Origin of the sequence: Shewanella denitrificans OS217 (genome assembly GCF_000013765.1) — a bacterium.
Lineage (GTDB): Bacteria > Pseudomonadota > Gammaproteobacteria > Enterobacterales > Shewanellaceae > Shewanella > Shewanella denitrificans.
The window spans coordinates 3,872,647-3,887,243 of record NC_007954.1; the positions used below are offsets into that span (position 1 = coordinate 3,872,647).

Consider the following 14,597-nt stretch of genomic DNA (forward strand, 5'->3'; position numbering starts at 1 on the left):
GGCTTAATAACCAAGATTTACTGTGTGACTATCCACCAAAGGTAAGGTCACGCCATCGGCCACCTTAGCGTTATATTCTTGGTTATCATCAAGGATCATCACCAATACACCACTCAAGGCATAGGATGGGCGAACCAAGCATTTTACTTGGCCGCCTGCAGGCACTTCTTTTTGCCACAATAACTTTAATGAGGCGCGATCAATAACGGCAAAACGCTCGGCGGCGGGGTCGGCATCCAACTCAAGCAAGCCCATCATGTAGGGGGATTTTTCAAATATAGGGGCCGTTATTAGATTAGGCATACCAATCCCCTGTCGAAATCCAAAGATTGGACGCGCCAAGATGCGAAGTTGGCACTAGATAATAAAGGGTGCCGTTAAAGTCTTTTCTGAGCGGTAATAGCTCATCGGTGTAACCATTGAATGAGGATTGATATAGACCAGGCATAATCCCTCTAGCATAGGGGTGTAATGTACTCAGGTTATTGTTAACCCCTTGGGAATCTTCAAAATTAACCCCAGCGCCTTGAGGGCTATAGTATAGCTGGCGTATAGCTACTGGGCTCAGAAACTGCAAGTGGTTTGCGGGTGGCACAACTCTAATCGGTAAGGTGTGATAAACAGGGTACGGCATGTTTAACACCATTTGTTTGGGGTAATCACTGCCATCTGTTTGATGCATTTTACAGACCTTAGTATTATCGTTTAAATAAGTTAGTCCATCAGTCCAAGAGGGGTTGGCGGTAATGCTAGAGTCTGATTCTGATGGACCCATTACGGTTGTAAATCTAGTGGCGTCATTAGGGGTGAGGCTGTGAATATCGCCACAAAAAATACTGAGATAATGATAAGTGCTTTGTTGCACAGTATTCTTTGGCGAGTCACCATAAGTATAAATATAGAAACTGGCGGCTGTGGCAATGATTACCCAGTGTTTAACGTAATAACCCGAGCCAAACATACAGCGCCAACCTGCCGCGTTAACGGTTGCCCAATCAGGATTGATAGACGTAAGAAAAGGGGCCGATTGAAAATTAACAACCCCTCTTACAGTATCACCGGCACTTCTTGGCCAGAATTTAACAAAGCTACCTGATGCTAATGAAGTCGAATTTCTAAATACAATTTGCTGCGTTGGGGCATCTTCAAACGCCACCGACCAGCCAGCCGCTGCCTTGCTACCATAGCCTGTGACTAGGCATTTCTTCAATACGTTAATAAGCTCTGATGGCTTCATCCCCTCTGTGAACTGTGGCGCTCCGGCATCGTCTGAACGATAAACTGTAACTGGTAACCCCATGCTATTGACTCCTGAGTATGATTATTACGACTCGTTACCGCGAAACGCCAACACGGCTTTATCTGTGGTGATTTGGCTATGCCCTGCCTGTGTAATGCGAATGGGCATGATGGGTTTGGCTGCAGCATAAGTGTTGAAACGTATGGCTTCGCCTATATTCCAACCGCCGCCAAACGCAGCGGCCCGAATAACAAAATACGGGGCATTGGTTTGGGGGTTAATGGGGGAAAAGTCGTTTAACACATCACCGGTGGCGATTTGGCCAAGGCGTCTACCCACACAGCGAAATGATGTTGTTGAGTTAAAAATAAGTACCCAATCTTCATTTACTGCAGTACGGTTATTCACTTCAATGGGGTAATCGACCGTGTTTAGGTTGCCGGTGGCAGGGGTACCGTCTTGGGTCCAGTTATTGGCCCAAGCAGTCATATCGCGAACGCTGCCTACCCGGGCTTGTAAATCCCCTAAAATCTGCACACTGGCCACCGTACTATTGATGGGGTATTGCTGAGTTAAATTACCGGCTAAAGTAATGAGGTTATCACTGAGCGCTGTCACTAAGCCCAACTCGCCTATGGTGTCGCTTAAGATAAAGGGCGCAGTAAAGCCGCTAAAATCACTGTTTAATGTGACTGTGCCAGACGCTGTATCCACAGTGAAGTTATCATTGGTGGGCGTCCATAAACTCAAGCCTGTTGCATCGGTAATATCAACAAACCGCGCCCCTTGGCGAATGTTATGCACCTGTGCGGCGGCTGGAGTTGGAATAGCTTGATACTGGCTGTGCTGAATGGCCACAGTACCCCAAACCCTAAAGCCATCCACTATGCCGTTATTAGGCACCCGCAGCGGGTTTAATCCATAAATATCTGCAGGGGGTAAGTTTCGCACTTGCTCGGTAATGTCATAGGTTAAGGTATTGAGTTTCACGGGCTGAGTGAAACTCAAGGTCACCAAACCATTGTCCAAGGTACCGCTAACCCCTGCCCCAGTAATGACGCCGTTTGCATCGCTGCTGGCACTGACTAAAGTGTCAGTGGCTGAAAGTACCTGCAGGTAAAAAGTCTCTAATATAGGGGTGGTGGCATTGAGGCTAAAAACGGCATTGCTGACGGGGGTGTTTTCAGTGACTAATGCGTTAAATGTGAGCCCTGAGAATCCCGCTTCAAGGGTGATGACTCCTGCCGCATAATCGACAATACCCACTCTAGTATCCCCATTCACATAAATACTGCCATCACGCTCGACAAAGGTATAATTGCCGCCGTTCAGTATCACTTTGCCATCAAGCGAACCTAGCACCAATTGTTTTGCTGCAGGAAATGCATCTGCGTTGTCATAGTTTTGATAGTGGCTGCTTGAGATATAGCTCAAAGAGATATTGCTGTTTATGTCTGGTTTACGGGCCAAGGTCACACTGACTTTATCTGTCGCCACCACAATCACTGCATCGACCGTGCCAAAGATTTCACCGCCTGATTTAAAGCTCACTTTTGGCGAGTAATCCACATTCTGGTTTTCCCCTTGCAGCACATCGGTTAAATCAAATTGATAGCTTTGGGCTTCACTGGCCACTTGGGATACGGTTTTAGGTAACACGCCATTGGCCGCTAAACTAATGCCGCTTTTTGTCTGCTCACTTAATACCACAGGCAAAAGATTTTTCTTGGTCGCTTCGACCGCTAGGGTTTTGCTGCTGGTTGCGCTAGTGAGCTTAGTCACGCCATGAAACTTAAGCGGGCTTGCCTCATTAACAAGGCGCAGCTTAGTACAGTTATTATCACCATTAATATTGACGTGACTTTCTGGCGTGGCGCGGGACATTGGCGGCTCAAACACCACATTACCCGCACTGTTACCAGGCGCAAAAAGTTGCACCACCTTGGCGTAATGCACAAATCTTGGATAGGCTGTATCTTCATTGCCTGAGTACTCCACGCTAATGGCAATCACTTGGCCCACTCTAAGCTGAGTGTAAACCCGATATTCACGGTTATTTAAGGTTTTAACGCTGGTTAAATAATCTTGGCTAAAGTTGTTTTGATTGGGTAAGAAGCCTGGGCCGCCCGAGCGAAATAAAGAGCCTGCTGTTACTGAGGATTCAATGATTTCTTTCATGTCTGTCATGCGGTCGCTATCATCAAGCGAGTCAGCTTCTACCAACATCAAAGACACTAAGGGATCCGTTGGCGCTTCACTGATAAACACATGGGCATCGAGTAAAGTTGAGGTGTCTTGAGTGTCCAATGCGGGATAGCATTTCACGATATCAATCGCCGATTGGGCATGGTCAATGTCGCTGATGGCTCGAAACAACTCATTGAGCTTGCCTGACTGGACAAAGTTGCGAGTGCGCTGGCCCCCTGCATCATCACTGGCGCCGAGTAATTCTGGCTTGGCTATCTTCAAATCTTGGCGGGTAATTGTCATAGTGAACCTGTTATAGAATTAGAAACTTTAGGACCACATTGGTGAGGTGCTCAAACCCACCCACTTGGTCAAATAGATCAACTCCACCTACTGCGGTGCCTGCGGTGTTGTCCCAAATAACGTTGTAGCTTGTGCCTTCGTGCAGCAACGTAAAGCTAGCTAACTGGGTGGCTGCATGGGTTTGTAATTGCTCAAACTCACTCCGTGATAACCAACCATTTTGCGTACCTAGCTCCATTGCGATGCCTGCTTGTATGGCCGTTTGCTGCACTAATGGCGCACCGTTTAGGGCACGTTTCATGTTTGCAGCAACCCGTGGCGTATTGTTGCGATTGAGCCACAGAAGCGGCTCAGATAGCGTAATGCTGTCGATGATTGTCATAGACATTACTCGATGTTGTTAAATAGCTAGCCGCCAACGGATTGCAGGCGTTTGATCTCGTTCATCAACTCATTCACTATGCTCCGCTTGACCTGCGCATCAAACGTGCTGTTACCTACTTGCAGCTGCAATATTACGATATCGCTACTGTTTGCGGCCGTTATGATTCTTGGCTGAGTTTGGGTTGTCGCATTGGTTGGCACAGAACTGAAGGAGGGCTGCTGTTTAGTGGTGGTAGTAGCATCAATAATGGCTTGCTTGTCGTTGGCGTCTTTCTGGGCTTTTATTTCAAGATCTTGGGCCTTTTTTAGATCGCTCATGCTTTTTTGCAGCTTAGTGACTAACTGGCTATTACCATAGGCTTGAGCCTTAGCAATTAAGCCATCTATCTCTTTTATTTCACTGGCAAACTTACGCTTAATGACATCCTTTTCGTTACCCAATGCCGTATCTAAACGATCTTGAATATCCAAGGTGGTCGCATTAATGTCATCGGCCAAATCTTGGAACTTAGCACGCGCGTTATCAATGGCATTGGTTAGTGGCTGTAACTGCACATCCGACAAGCCCAACATGCCATTGGCCGCTTTGCTGGCCATTTTATCAAGTGCTTCTAAGCTATATGTGCTGCTTTCAATGTCATCAATTTGCCTTCTTATTGATAATGAAGTTTGCAGTTCACTGTAACGGCGTTTGTCTTCACCGGCTAAGAATGCCGTTTGCAAAATACCCATTTGCTGGATACGACTAATTAACTCATCAGCACTTGCTGCAGTATCAATATAACTCTTACCTGTGTCGAGTATCACGCTTCGTTGGGCAACGGTGGCATTACGTAGCGCGATATATTGAACAGTTTGATCTTCTAAAGACTGGCGGTTTTCTTTATTTGCTTCAGTGTTATCCTTAACGGCCTCAGTGGCGGCTTTCGTTTTTTCAGCGTTTTCAGCTTTTTTGCGGCTACTTTCGCCAACAACATTGTTTAAGTCAGATAATGTTTTTTCAAGCGTTTTTGATTGAGCGTCATACTCTTGCTTGGTTAATAAGCCTGCCCTAAAGTTGCGGTCGAGTATCTCTAATTGGTTTTCATACTCACGCTGTAAAACAAGTAGCTCAACATAGGTGGCGTTCTCTATCTTAGAGAGCTCAACAGACTCACGTTTCATCTCAGCTAGGTTGGCTTCTTCCTTTGCTAACTTGGCTTTAATTAAAAGGAGTTCATTTGTTGCCTTGTTCTCGTCCTTTAAGGCTTGCTCTAATACGCGTATTTCAGCCTCTGTGCTAATAATACTTTCTTGCAAGCCTAACTGTTCGTCAGATAGTAAGCCTGTACCCTTTGTAACAAGATTGATCTCGTTAACCGTTTTGTCATAAGCGCTGGCCAATTCTTGTTGCGATATAGTCAGTTCTTTTTCGGTTAACAATCCTTGTGCATATTGGGTCTGTAGCTCTTTGCGCTTAGCAATAAACTGATCGGTTAATTCAGCTTGTGTTGTCGTACTGACATTACTGGCATTAACCTCAGTTGAATAACTTTTGAGCGAGCCTGTTAGTAACTCGGATGCTTTAGCCAACCTTTCAGCAGAGATCACACCTTTAGCATAAAGCTCATTTAATGACTTTTGCCTTGTCTCAACCTCAGCGATCGCCTCTGTATATGTCAAGGTGCTGGTATTTAGCTTAGCGAGGTTATCGGCGTGCTCAACCGCCGCATCAGCCGCTTTTTTATCTTTTTCAGCCTTTTTCTTACTGGCTGCGGCCGCCTTTTCTTTTAATTGAGCTTCGATTTCTACTTCACGATTTGCTCGCACCAAAGCCGCCGTTAGTTCGCGGTAGATGGTTTCAAGATCTTTATTGTAAGCACCTGATAATAAGATATTACTTATTTGGCCGCGTTGATCTGCCGATAACTTTTTAAGTGCTTCTCGGTATTTTACTGTGGTATTAATTAAGCCTTCGTAGGCAATAGACGACTCACCACTCATGCGCTTATTAAGCGTAATGATGTCTTCGCTATCACGCTTAATTGCCGCTGCAATGGTAGTGCTACGGGTTTTAGCATCAGCAACTTGCTTTGCTGTGACAAACTCAATACCAGAAAGCTTACTTGCTGAACGAAGCGCTTCGAGAGTCGCCACATTCATATTGCTTAATTCTAACGCCAGCGAATTTACGCCTATGCTGACGGTATTTAAACCAGCAGCAAAGGCATCCATTGTGTACTGAAGGGCGCTAAAAGACTCATCAGTGCCTGCCGCGAAATTATTAATGTCTGCAAGTAAATCGACAAAGCTATCAGCTAACTCTGGTATGCGCTCCATGAGTTGAATAACGTTTTCATCTACGGCATCAATTGCATCACCAGTCGCCCTTATTGCAGTATCAATTTCGTCTGAGAACGCCTCACCAATACTGGTTGTTAGCCTATGGAATTTGTTTTCTAAGCGACCAATCGCCGCCGATTGATCAGCATAGGCTTTGGCGGCTTCCTTCATGTGGTAGTCGCCAGCAATATAAGCTTTGTTAGATAATTCCAATGCCGTTTTTAAACGGTCGGTACCATCTGCTAATACACTGAGCACGCTTGTTGCTTCAACACCTTCAATGCCCATCGACTTAAGTGCATCAGAAACCAGCCCGCCCTCAGATTTAACACGCTTTAATCCCTCAAGGAATTTGACTAAGACTCTCTCAGGGGCATCACCCAGGTCTTTTTCAATTTGGTCTGCGGTTTGGCCGGTGATTTTAGTCAGTAGCTCTAAATCATTACCGCCTTTTTTACTGGCCTCATTGATTGAGGCTGCTAACTTTTGAATGGCGGTGCGTGAGCGCTCCGCAGGCTGACCTAACTCAGCAAGAGTAGTACCAAACGCCGCAGCCGCAGCAGACCCTAAATTAATTTCACGGGTACCTGTAACAATCTCCTTGGTCATGCTCACAATATCGGCTTCGGTAATCGCAAAATCATTACCAAGTGCAACGACAGAAGAAGATAGATTTTGTATCTGTGGAATACCTTGCTGCGTCATCCCCAAAATACGTGCAAGCATGGTTGCCGCTTCATCACCGGCTAAGTTGGTTGATAACCCCAAAGCATCGGCGGCAGCAACTAAGTTTAAAATATCTTCGGTAGATTTAGTGCCTAATTGTCCCGCAACTTCTGCCATGCGCAGTAGTTCATTGGTGCTAGTTGGGGTCACGTTCTCACTAAGATCTTTAAGTTCAGCCGCCATTTTGACAACCGCCTCGCGAGCATTGCCTGTGGTTTTCTCTACCTTGGTAATGGCGGCTTCTAGCTCTCCGTAATTTTCAACCCCACTTTTTACTGTTTGTACGGCCTGCTGCGCCGACAGCAACACAGCATAGGCTTTGGCTAACGTCCTTACTGCCCTGGTGGTTAAATCGGTTTGGGCATTGGCATCCTTTGAGGATTTTTTGCTATTAGTGAGTAATTTGTCATGCAGGCTTAGCTTATCGTTAACCCCCTTCAGCGCCTGTTCAGCGGCAGCCTGCTTAGCCTTTAAGTCTTTACTCGCATCGGCCAGCTTATCCATGCTGATCCCAGCTTTATTGAGCACGGCTTGCTGTTTATCTAACTGGGCTTTATTGCGGCCAAGGCTAGCGCCCAGTTGGTTTAACTCAGTACGGGCGGTTCTAACCTTAAGGGTATATTCAGCTTTTCTTTGACCGGCTTTATCAACTTCAATGCTAATTTTCTTAAGTTCTGCAGTTTCTTGCTCGAGCTCAGTCGCTAAACGACTAGCGCTAGCTGCGGTATTTTTTTGCACCGCTGCCAGCTTTTGCAAATCTACTTTCGCTTTGGCTAACGCCTGCGTTTGGGCTTGGCTGGCATTAGCGCCTTTGGTTTGAGTCGTGGCCAAGCGCTCAACCTCTGCGCCCGCTAACTTAAGCTGGGCATCATACTTAGCAAGTTCAATTACCGTTTGGTTGTATTCTGTTTCAAGTTTAGTTGTCGAGATTGCGGCCGCTCTTTGGGCTTGCTCAAGCTGCTTAGCATCTGTCGCCGCTTGTTTTTGCTCTTTTTTAAGCTTATCGAGCGCGACAGCATTATCAACATACGCCTTTTCACCTTTTTTTATCGACGACGTTAGATCATCAATGGCTTTAATCGCCGCCTGCTGTTGTTTGAGATCGTCAAGCTGCTCATTGAGTTTTTCACTTTCCCGCCCCAGCTCCTGCAAGGCTTTCTCAGACTTCTTGGCTTCGCTGGAAAACAGGTCTTTGCCTTGAATAATTAGATTAACCACTTGGTCTTTAAAACTCATGAGTTCACCAATAAGGAATTAACAAACCAAAATAAAAAGCCCGCAGCACTTAGAGTTAAATGCTACGGGCTATTAAGGGCTTAAAGTGGATTACGCGGCGCTGCGAACGAAGAACTTAGACTTACCAGTGGCAACGATTGAACTATCGGCAAGTACAGCACCTTCAATGTCGAAACTGCCGTAATCTGTGCCGATTAAGTCTAAGCCTGATGTGGGTGTGGGCTTCCACTTATAGAACTTCAGCGTCCAGGGTTTGCCGGTTGAGTCGTTAATACCGTCAACGACCACACTGACCGTTTTGCCCGATTCCGTTAATGCCTGCAACGCATTACCCGCTTGACTGGTGTAACTGAGCTTAAGCGCTTGACCAGCGGTAATGGCCCCGCCTGACAAGGCGCGGATCCCTGCGGCACTTACCACGTAATCCTCATCAAGCACATAGGTGGAATCCCCAGCGGTATTTTTAACCACTGGAGCAACTGAGGTGTCAATCATGTGGACCGTTGGCGCTAAGCCGTCAAGCACTGCGGTAATGTCTTCATCGACCACTGCTGCTGCAGTTAAAACATCAATCTTACCGCGCATGGCTAACGCCAAATTGTCATTGTTAAAATCGTAAAAGGTACCACTTAGTTTGACCGCTTTAATCAGGGTGACTTCATCGGCGTTTCCACCGCCACCACGGTAGTTAGGCAAGGATTTGGTTTCTTGATCAATAGCGAGTTTTACGCCGCTAACGTTGCCACAATCACGGCCATCGATATAGACAATCGCTGAACCAATATAACTTTCAGTTACGGTTTCACTCATAATGAGTCTCCAAATTTAACGGTAGTAACAAGGGATAGGGTTAGCACGGCTAACCCGTGGCTTTCATGGGCTTCAGGCATGATGTACTTACATGGCTCTGACTCTTTAAAGCTGATAACCGAAGGCAACCAACTGGGTTTTTCTGTGAAGCGCTCATCTTTATAAAAAGCACAACGGATGGCACGTACCAGATTGATTAAATCTGCTGTTGGGGTGCTGTTTTTCGTGAGTTTTACGCCTGCGACGACTTGTAATGCCAATTCGTCTTTGTATTTATCAATACCATTTTTAGCGTCAAATCCATCGGTGTACGGCTGCAAAAAAATAAATCGTTCTTCCTTTGCGATACTTTGTACGTAAAAACCTTCACGCACAGTTGTGCCGTCAACCAGCGCAAGGCGGTCTAATATTGCTTGGATCATGGAAGTTATCCTTTAGGCATTAACGATTCGCGTACTGACGATATTTATTTCTTAGATGTGCAATAATCGGCGGTTCAATATCCCCCCTGATCTTGCCGAAACTGCCGGCCACTGAAGGGCCGTACATCGCTTTTTGCCCTTTAAGCTTGCGCCAACTGTTATCGCCTTTCATCCGTTGGAACATGATTTGATTACCGTTGCGGCCAATCACGCTAAAGGTGCCTTTAAACCACACGGGTTTATTGCGCAGGGCACTGACCATGTGGCCATCAGGGCGAGAACCACCCCACCTTGCGGTACGGGTAAGCCTTCGCGCGAAACGGATTAAAGTACTGGGGCGGTAACGGGCCGAGATAGTGCCCTTTAGATCACGCGGGTCGAAACTCACGGATAGATTCTGCTCAATATAACTGCGGGAATTAAAGCCGTAGCGATTATAAATACCATCAACTGCAGCTTTTTCACCAAACTTTACCGTATCCTCAATCGCTTTTTTTATCGCTGGCGCTTGGGCGCCGCGAATGCGATTTAGCTCTTTAGTAACAGCATCTAGCCCGTCAATTTTTATGCGCGCCATTAGTTAGGTCTCAAGTGGAATATAGATAAAGGTCACGCTGATAGAGTCCATGCTTACCCTTTGGGTGAGTCGTCCGTGCTGGCCATTAATGTCAAATTCATCACCTGAATTTACCGCCCCTTCTGAATGCAAAAACTCGGCTCGGGTAACTAACTGGGGCAAATACTCACCCAAACCTGAGCTTAAATCCTTAGCGTTATCATCCAAACTCACCAAGCGAGTAAATGCCGCAGAGCCATTAGTTGGGGTAAAAAGGCACGGTTCAGCTAAACGCTGAAACACCCGCACCATTTTAGCGCTCGCCCTATCAGCGAAGTTTTTGCCCACATTAGGCATTGATTTTTACCCAAACCGTTTCGGATGGATTAGATGCATCAGCCCACGCCTTACCCGCCAAGGTATTGCCTGATGCCGTTGTGGTCACTGTGTTATCCGATTTTAAATATACTAAAGCCCCTTGGCCGATATCATCAACACTGACTTTAGGTAGCTCAAACACACCTGTGGTAACAAATGTGCCTTCACTGTTTGCGGCAACATTACCAAGAGCAACGCCCACCAATTTTCCGATAAGCGCTGTGGCTCCGCTAGCAACATCCACCGTGGGAGTGTGATCAATAGTGTGACCATCACAAACTAGATTGTTCATAACATTCATCCTGTAAAAGAAGGAAAAGAGAATAGGTCCTAGGATCTAGAACCTAGGCAGTTGAATTACACGCCGGTTGATTTAACCAAACCACGGTGATCAAGCGGTGCAACACCCGCATCAATACGCACCTTGGTAGCAACGCCATCTATGGTGAAACCTTGTTGCTGTTCGATGTAAGGCGTATCGATACCGTCTAGGTAAGCCACTTCAATGGTGTCACGCCCTTTGCCAGCTGCAAGGAACCATTGTGTTGCACTGCTATCATCTAAACGAGGTTCGCCAATCACTTCAGCAAAGTTTTGGATTGGATTAACAATACCTGAATTAACATCAGCACCTTTAACTGAACTGGACTTAATAATCTGGTTCATTGTGGTTTCGAGCCCTACAGGGCACAACACAAATTCAGGGCGGATGTTAAGGCTACGATTACCCGATTTTTGCTTACGCATTAACATGCGATTTGCATCAATAGCCGCTACGCTGGGCGCACCAGAACCTAAGTTACCGTGGTCGGCATGGAACAAGGCTTTTCCGTCTGCCATTTTGGGGTTTTGCGTAAGAACCGCATACACCAAATCTCCTATAGTGCCTTTAGCTGCAAAGCCCATTTTCATTGGAATGTCAGTTAACATACTCATATCATCATTGATAATAGCTTGGCGAGTAATAGAGAAAAGTTCGCCGTAGGTGGCCAGTGCAATTTGCTGAGCATGATCACCAACTGTCACGTACTTATATTCGGCACCTTCGCGCACTTGACGCAAACTGTTGAAGTCACCTAGCCCTACCCGTTGGGCAATTTTAAAGTCACCAAGCTGGCCTTTTTTCGTCCAGAGTTCAAAGGTTTCTTCGGCAGTTTCCCAGCCCATTAATACTGACTTATTGGCGATATCTAACAAGATGTTGCCAAAGTCGCTTGAGCTATGGGTAAAGGCCAACCCCACCATTTGCAAAGGGTTCATGCCAGACACCCCAATACCACGATCCGTTAATGAAGCACGGGCAAGATCACGCAAGTTATAACTAGCATATGCATTTGATTCCTCTCGCTCCGCATGACCAGCACGAGTTAAAAGCTGGGCTCGAATCGAATCGCCCACTATATTACCGTTACCCGAGTGAACACTCGTGCGGGGCAAAGTAGCGCATGGCGTGGTGTTCTCACCCAATTTAGCCAAGATCAAGTCTTTGGCTTTTTCGGCGTTGATATTAGCATCGGCAATGCACTGATTATGCAAATCAGCTAACTCCGGAAAGAAAGCAAATGCTGTATTAATACCCTTCATTCGCTCACTATTAAACGCAATCGCTGCCGCTTGAATTGTTGCGGCATCAGGTTGCACAGCTGCGGGGGTAGTTGGGGGAACTGCAGCGGCTGGCGCTGTAGTCGTTGGGGCTGTGGTGGCTGCAGTTGGAGTCTCACCGACATTGGCCTGTTGCTGTAACAGGGTTTGCATTGCTTTAGGCATATTATTAAAGTCCTTCAATCGTTTAAAATCAATTGATGCAGCCATTTGCATCGGTTCAATTACTTCATCAGCCAACCCAAGAGCAACCGCTTCTTGGGCGGTCAACCAAGTGTCTTCTTTAAAAAACTGTGCCAGCTGTTCATCACTGAGTTTCCCCGCTGCCTTATCTTGGTAAGCCTTGCCCATGCTGGAGCGCCACTTATCGAGTAAATCAGCGTACTCGCGTAAATCGTCTGCCGTGCCCACTGCGCCGCCCCAATTGCTGTGGATCATCAAAAAGGCATTTGACGGCATGATCACTGTGTCAAAAGCCATGCAGATCACGCTGGCCATTGACGCCGCTACCGACTCTATGCAAATCGACTTCTGACAGGGCCAGCGGGCAAGGATGTTATAAATTGCCATCCCATCCATCACATCACCGCCACCGGATTGAATGTAGGCTTTTAGCTGAGTGATCTTGCCCATTGCACGTAAATCAGAAGCGATTTGTTTAGCTGAAAAATCCCAGCCAACATCGCCATACATGATGAGTTCAGCCACGCCACCAGCGGCGGCTTTGATGCTATAAAAGCCGCGTTTTTCATTACTCACGGTCTGACTGTTGCCTTTTGGCGCGATCACTGCTGCGCTTGGCTGCATTGCGGCGAGCATTGCTGCTATCTTGGTTTTTTTCACTGGCTTGTTCTCCTAGTGAGGGGTCGGGGTCGTTAGCCGTGACCATGTGGTTTTCGCGGTTATAATCCACCTCCCGTTTACGCTGGCGTTTTACTTCTGTAGGGTTACGGCCACGGGCGCGGGTCCAATCGGCCTCAGTTGCAACGTTAGCGGCTATCATCATTTCCCAGCCTTCGGCCTCTTTCCGTGGATCAATCCATGGCATGGTGGGACCGTAGTACACGGCATCAAATAAGCTGCGCATATCCAGATCGGGCGGCAAGATGAGGGGGTCTTGCTTGTTGAGCATTTCCATTTGCAAGAAATTACGAAACACGGGCCGCGACCAACCGGCGCAGAACCATTGCTGCATAATGCGATTGGCTTCATCTTGCTCGACTAGCTCTTGGCGTTGGCTTGAGTAATTGCCTTTATAGTCGCGGGCAATGCTGGAATAACTTGCCCTTGTACCCGCAGCTACGGCTTTGAGTTGACCGTTACGAAAATCGACCAGATGCACATTAGGGCGATTGGATTCAATCATGCCCACATCTTCACCTGGCTTGAGGTCATCAAATGTCATGCCTGGGGCAATGGGAATATCGCGGCTATCTTGCTGACCACTTTGATCTGTTACAAACATGCTGGCATCACCGCGCTTGATATAAAACGCCAATGCTGCCGCAATCCTTGCCGCTACTCGCTCCGATTCTTCATAGTCTTTGATATCTGCCAAACGCGTTAAAATGCCGTGAAATATCGACACCCCACGCAGCTGGTGCAGGCGCTTAAACAGTCCAAGGTGCATCATGTTTGCTGCGGGTACCGATTTTGTCTGGTAGCGAAAGCCAATCTGATCCGCTGGGTGATCAAGCAATACGTGATAGTTAATGACTTGGCCCCAGGTATTGACTTCAAATCCGTGGCGGATACGCTGAGCTAAATCATTCAGCTCAAAGGGCACGAAGTCGGGCTCTAATGCTTCAATACTGTATAGGGTACCTTGCTCATTCGGGTGGCCGAGTTTTGGCAATTTACCTCTCACATGCTGGCCAAATATCTCACCATCGCGCAATACAGTGCGCAGTACTAAGCGCTCTAATTCGGGGCGGCTATAGCGGCCCGTTACATCGCACTTAAGCGACCAAGCACCAAAACGGCGCTGAATATCGTTTGCTAAGTCATCGAGAATTTCGCCACTAATACTGCGCGGTTGCGGTTCAACCACAATCCCTTGCGCACCAATCACCCGCTCTTCCATGCGGTCTAAAATGCCTATGCTCAGATCATGATTCTCATCTAGCCAACGGGCTTGCTCACGCAGGCTTTTACCTGCAGCAAACACAGCTTGGTTTGCACCGCGACTTTCTTTTTTCGCTTTATGCGTGCGGCCTGGGCTGGCAGCTTCGTAACCCTTAAGGTTGCGATAGCTCATGGCTGCAGCTTCACGCTGTAATGCTAAACGCGGGGCAAATATCGCCAGCGCATCATTGATAATGCTCATTTAAGCTCCGGTAGTTAAAGCGGATAACGGAACGCTTCGCTCACGGTCAGGGCGAAGCCCGTTCTGTCAGCCGTAAGGCCGCAGGCCGTTCCGTAGCCATGAAGT

At 47.1% G+C, this 14,597-nt stretch carries 12 protein-coding genes; all 12 read right to left on the minus strand.

The genetic code is table 11. From position 1 onward, the window contains the following. Window positions 1–3 precede the first annotated feature (3 nt). Window positions 4–303, minus strand: coding sequence for a hypothetical protein (locus tag SDEN_RS16845; RefSeq protein WP_011497660.1), 300 nt, complete (start codon window positions 301–303; stop codon window positions 4–6). Next, on the minus strand, window positions 296–1,300 hold the full coding sequence (locus tag SDEN_RS16850; RefSeq protein WP_011497661.1) for a hypothetical protein: 1,005 nt from the start codon (window positions 1,298–1,300) through the stop codon (window positions 296–298). The genes SDEN_RS16845 and SDEN_RS16850 overlap by 8 nt, the downstream gene beginning before the upstream one ends. A 24-nt stretch (window positions 1,301–1,324) precedes the next feature. Continuing rightward, complete coding sequence (locus SDEN_RS16855) at window positions 1,325–3,730, minus strand: hypothetical protein (protein ID WP_011497662.1); 2,406 nt, start codon at window positions 3,728–3,730, stop codon at window positions 1,325–1,327. A 10-nt stretch (window positions 3,731–3,740) separates the two neighbouring features. Then, on the minus strand, window positions 3,741–4,112 hold the full coding sequence (locus SDEN_RS16860) for a hypothetical protein (protein WP_041405870.1): 372 nt from the start codon (window positions 4,110–4,112) through the stop codon (window positions 3,741–3,743). Between the two features lie 26 nt (window positions 4,113–4,138). Further along, complete coding sequence (locus SDEN_RS16865; protein WP_011497664.1) at window positions 4,139–8,398, minus strand: phage tail tape measure protein; 4,260 nt, start codon at window positions 8,396–8,398, stop codon at window positions 4,139–4,141. Between the two features lie 90 nt (window positions 8,399–8,488). After that, window positions 8,489–9,208 (minus strand): hypothetical protein, encoded by a 720-nt coding sequence (locus SDEN_RS16870; RefSeq protein ID WP_011497665.1) that lies wholly within the window; start codon window positions 9,206–9,208, stop codon window positions 8,489–8,491. After that, window positions 9,205–9,630: a hypothetical protein gene (locus tag SDEN_RS16875; protein WP_011497666.1), complete on the minus strand. Its 426-nt coding sequence runs from the start codon at window positions 9,628–9,630 to the stop codon at window positions 9,205–9,207. Before SDEN_RS16875 ends, SDEN_RS16870 begins: the two co-directional genes overlap by 4 nt. A gap of 19 nt (window positions 9,631–9,649) precedes the next feature. After that, window positions 9,650–10,207 carry a hypothetical protein gene (locus SDEN_RS16880; protein WP_011497667.1) on the minus strand — a complete coding sequence of 186 codons (558 nt, stop codon included), beginning with the start codon at window positions 10,205–10,207 and terminating at the stop codon, window positions 9,650–9,652. Between the two features lie 3 nt (window positions 10,208–10,210). Further along, complete coding sequence (locus SDEN_RS16885; RefSeq protein ID WP_011497668.1) at window positions 10,211–10,543, minus strand: hypothetical protein; 333 nt, start codon at window positions 10,541–10,543, stop codon at window positions 10,211–10,213. Beyond that, on the minus strand, window positions 10,536–10,856 hold the full coding sequence (locus SDEN_RS16890) for a DUF2190 family protein (protein ID WP_011497669.1): 321 nt from the start codon (window positions 10,854–10,856) through the stop codon (window positions 10,536–10,538). Before SDEN_RS16890 ends, SDEN_RS16885 begins: the two co-directional genes overlap by 8 nt. Before the next feature lie 65 nt (window positions 10,857–10,921). Then, entirely contained in the window at window positions 10,922–13,009 is a 2,088-nt protein-coding gene (locus tag SDEN_RS16895; protein WP_232279903.1) for a ClpP-like prohead protease/major capsid protein fusion protein, read from the minus strand. Next, the gene (locus SDEN_RS16900; RefSeq protein ID WP_011497671.1) at window positions 12,918–14,492 is read right to left on the minus strand and encodes a phage portal protein; all 1,575 of its coding nucleotides are present in this window, start codon (window positions 14,490–14,492) and stop codon (window positions 12,918–12,920) included. The genes SDEN_RS16895 and SDEN_RS16900 overlap by 92 nt, the downstream gene beginning before the upstream one ends. Between the last annotated feature and the right edge of the window lie 105 nt (window positions 14,493–14,597).

What these genes read in the sequence shown, in the direction of transcription:
- SDEN_RS16865 (WP_011497664.1), bottom strand. Translation starts at nt 8,398, where the DNA reads ATGAGTTTTAAAGACCAAGTGGTTAATCTAATTATTCAAGGCAAAGAC.
- SDEN_RS16880 (WP_011497667.1), bottom strand. Translation starts at nt 10,207, where the DNA reads ATGGCGCGCATAAAAATTGACGGGCTAGATGCTGTTACTAAAGAGCTA.
- SDEN_RS16870 (WP_011497665.1), bottom strand. Translation starts at nt 9,208, where the DNA reads ATGAGTGAAACCGTAACTGAAAGTTATATTGGTTCAGCGATTGTCTAT.
- SDEN_RS16900 (WP_011497671.1), bottom strand. Translation starts at nt 14,492, where the DNA reads ATGAGCATTATCAATGATGCGCTGGCGATATTTGCCCCGCGTTTAGCA.
- SDEN_RS16860 (WP_041405870.1), bottom strand. Translation starts at nt 4,112, where the DNA reads ATGACAATCATCGACAGCATTACGCTATCTGAGCCGCTTCTGTGGCTC.
- SDEN_RS16875 (WP_011497666.1), bottom strand. Translation starts at nt 9,630, where the DNA reads ATGATCCAAGCAATATTAGACCGCCTTGCGCTGGTTGACGGCACAACT.
- SDEN_RS16850 (WP_011497661.1), bottom strand. Translation starts at nt 1,300, where the DNA reads ATGGGGTTACCAGTTACAGTTTATCGTTCAGACGATGCCGGAGCGCCA.
- SDEN_RS16890 (WP_011497669.1), bottom strand. Translation starts at nt 10,856, where the DNA reads ATGAACAATCTAGTTTGTGATGGTCACACTATTGATCACACTCCCACG.
- SDEN_RS16845 (WP_011497660.1), bottom strand. Translation starts at nt 303, where the DNA reads ATGCCTAATCTAATAACGGCCCCTATATTTGAAAAATCCCCCTACATG.
- SDEN_RS16855 (WP_011497662.1), bottom strand. Translation starts at nt 3,730, where the DNA reads ATGACAATTACCCGCCAAGATTTGAAGATAGCCAAGCCAGAATTACTC.
- SDEN_RS16885 (WP_011497668.1), bottom strand. Translation starts at nt 10,543, where the DNA reads ATGCCTAATGTGGGCAAAAACTTCGCTGATAGGGCGAGCGCTAAAATG.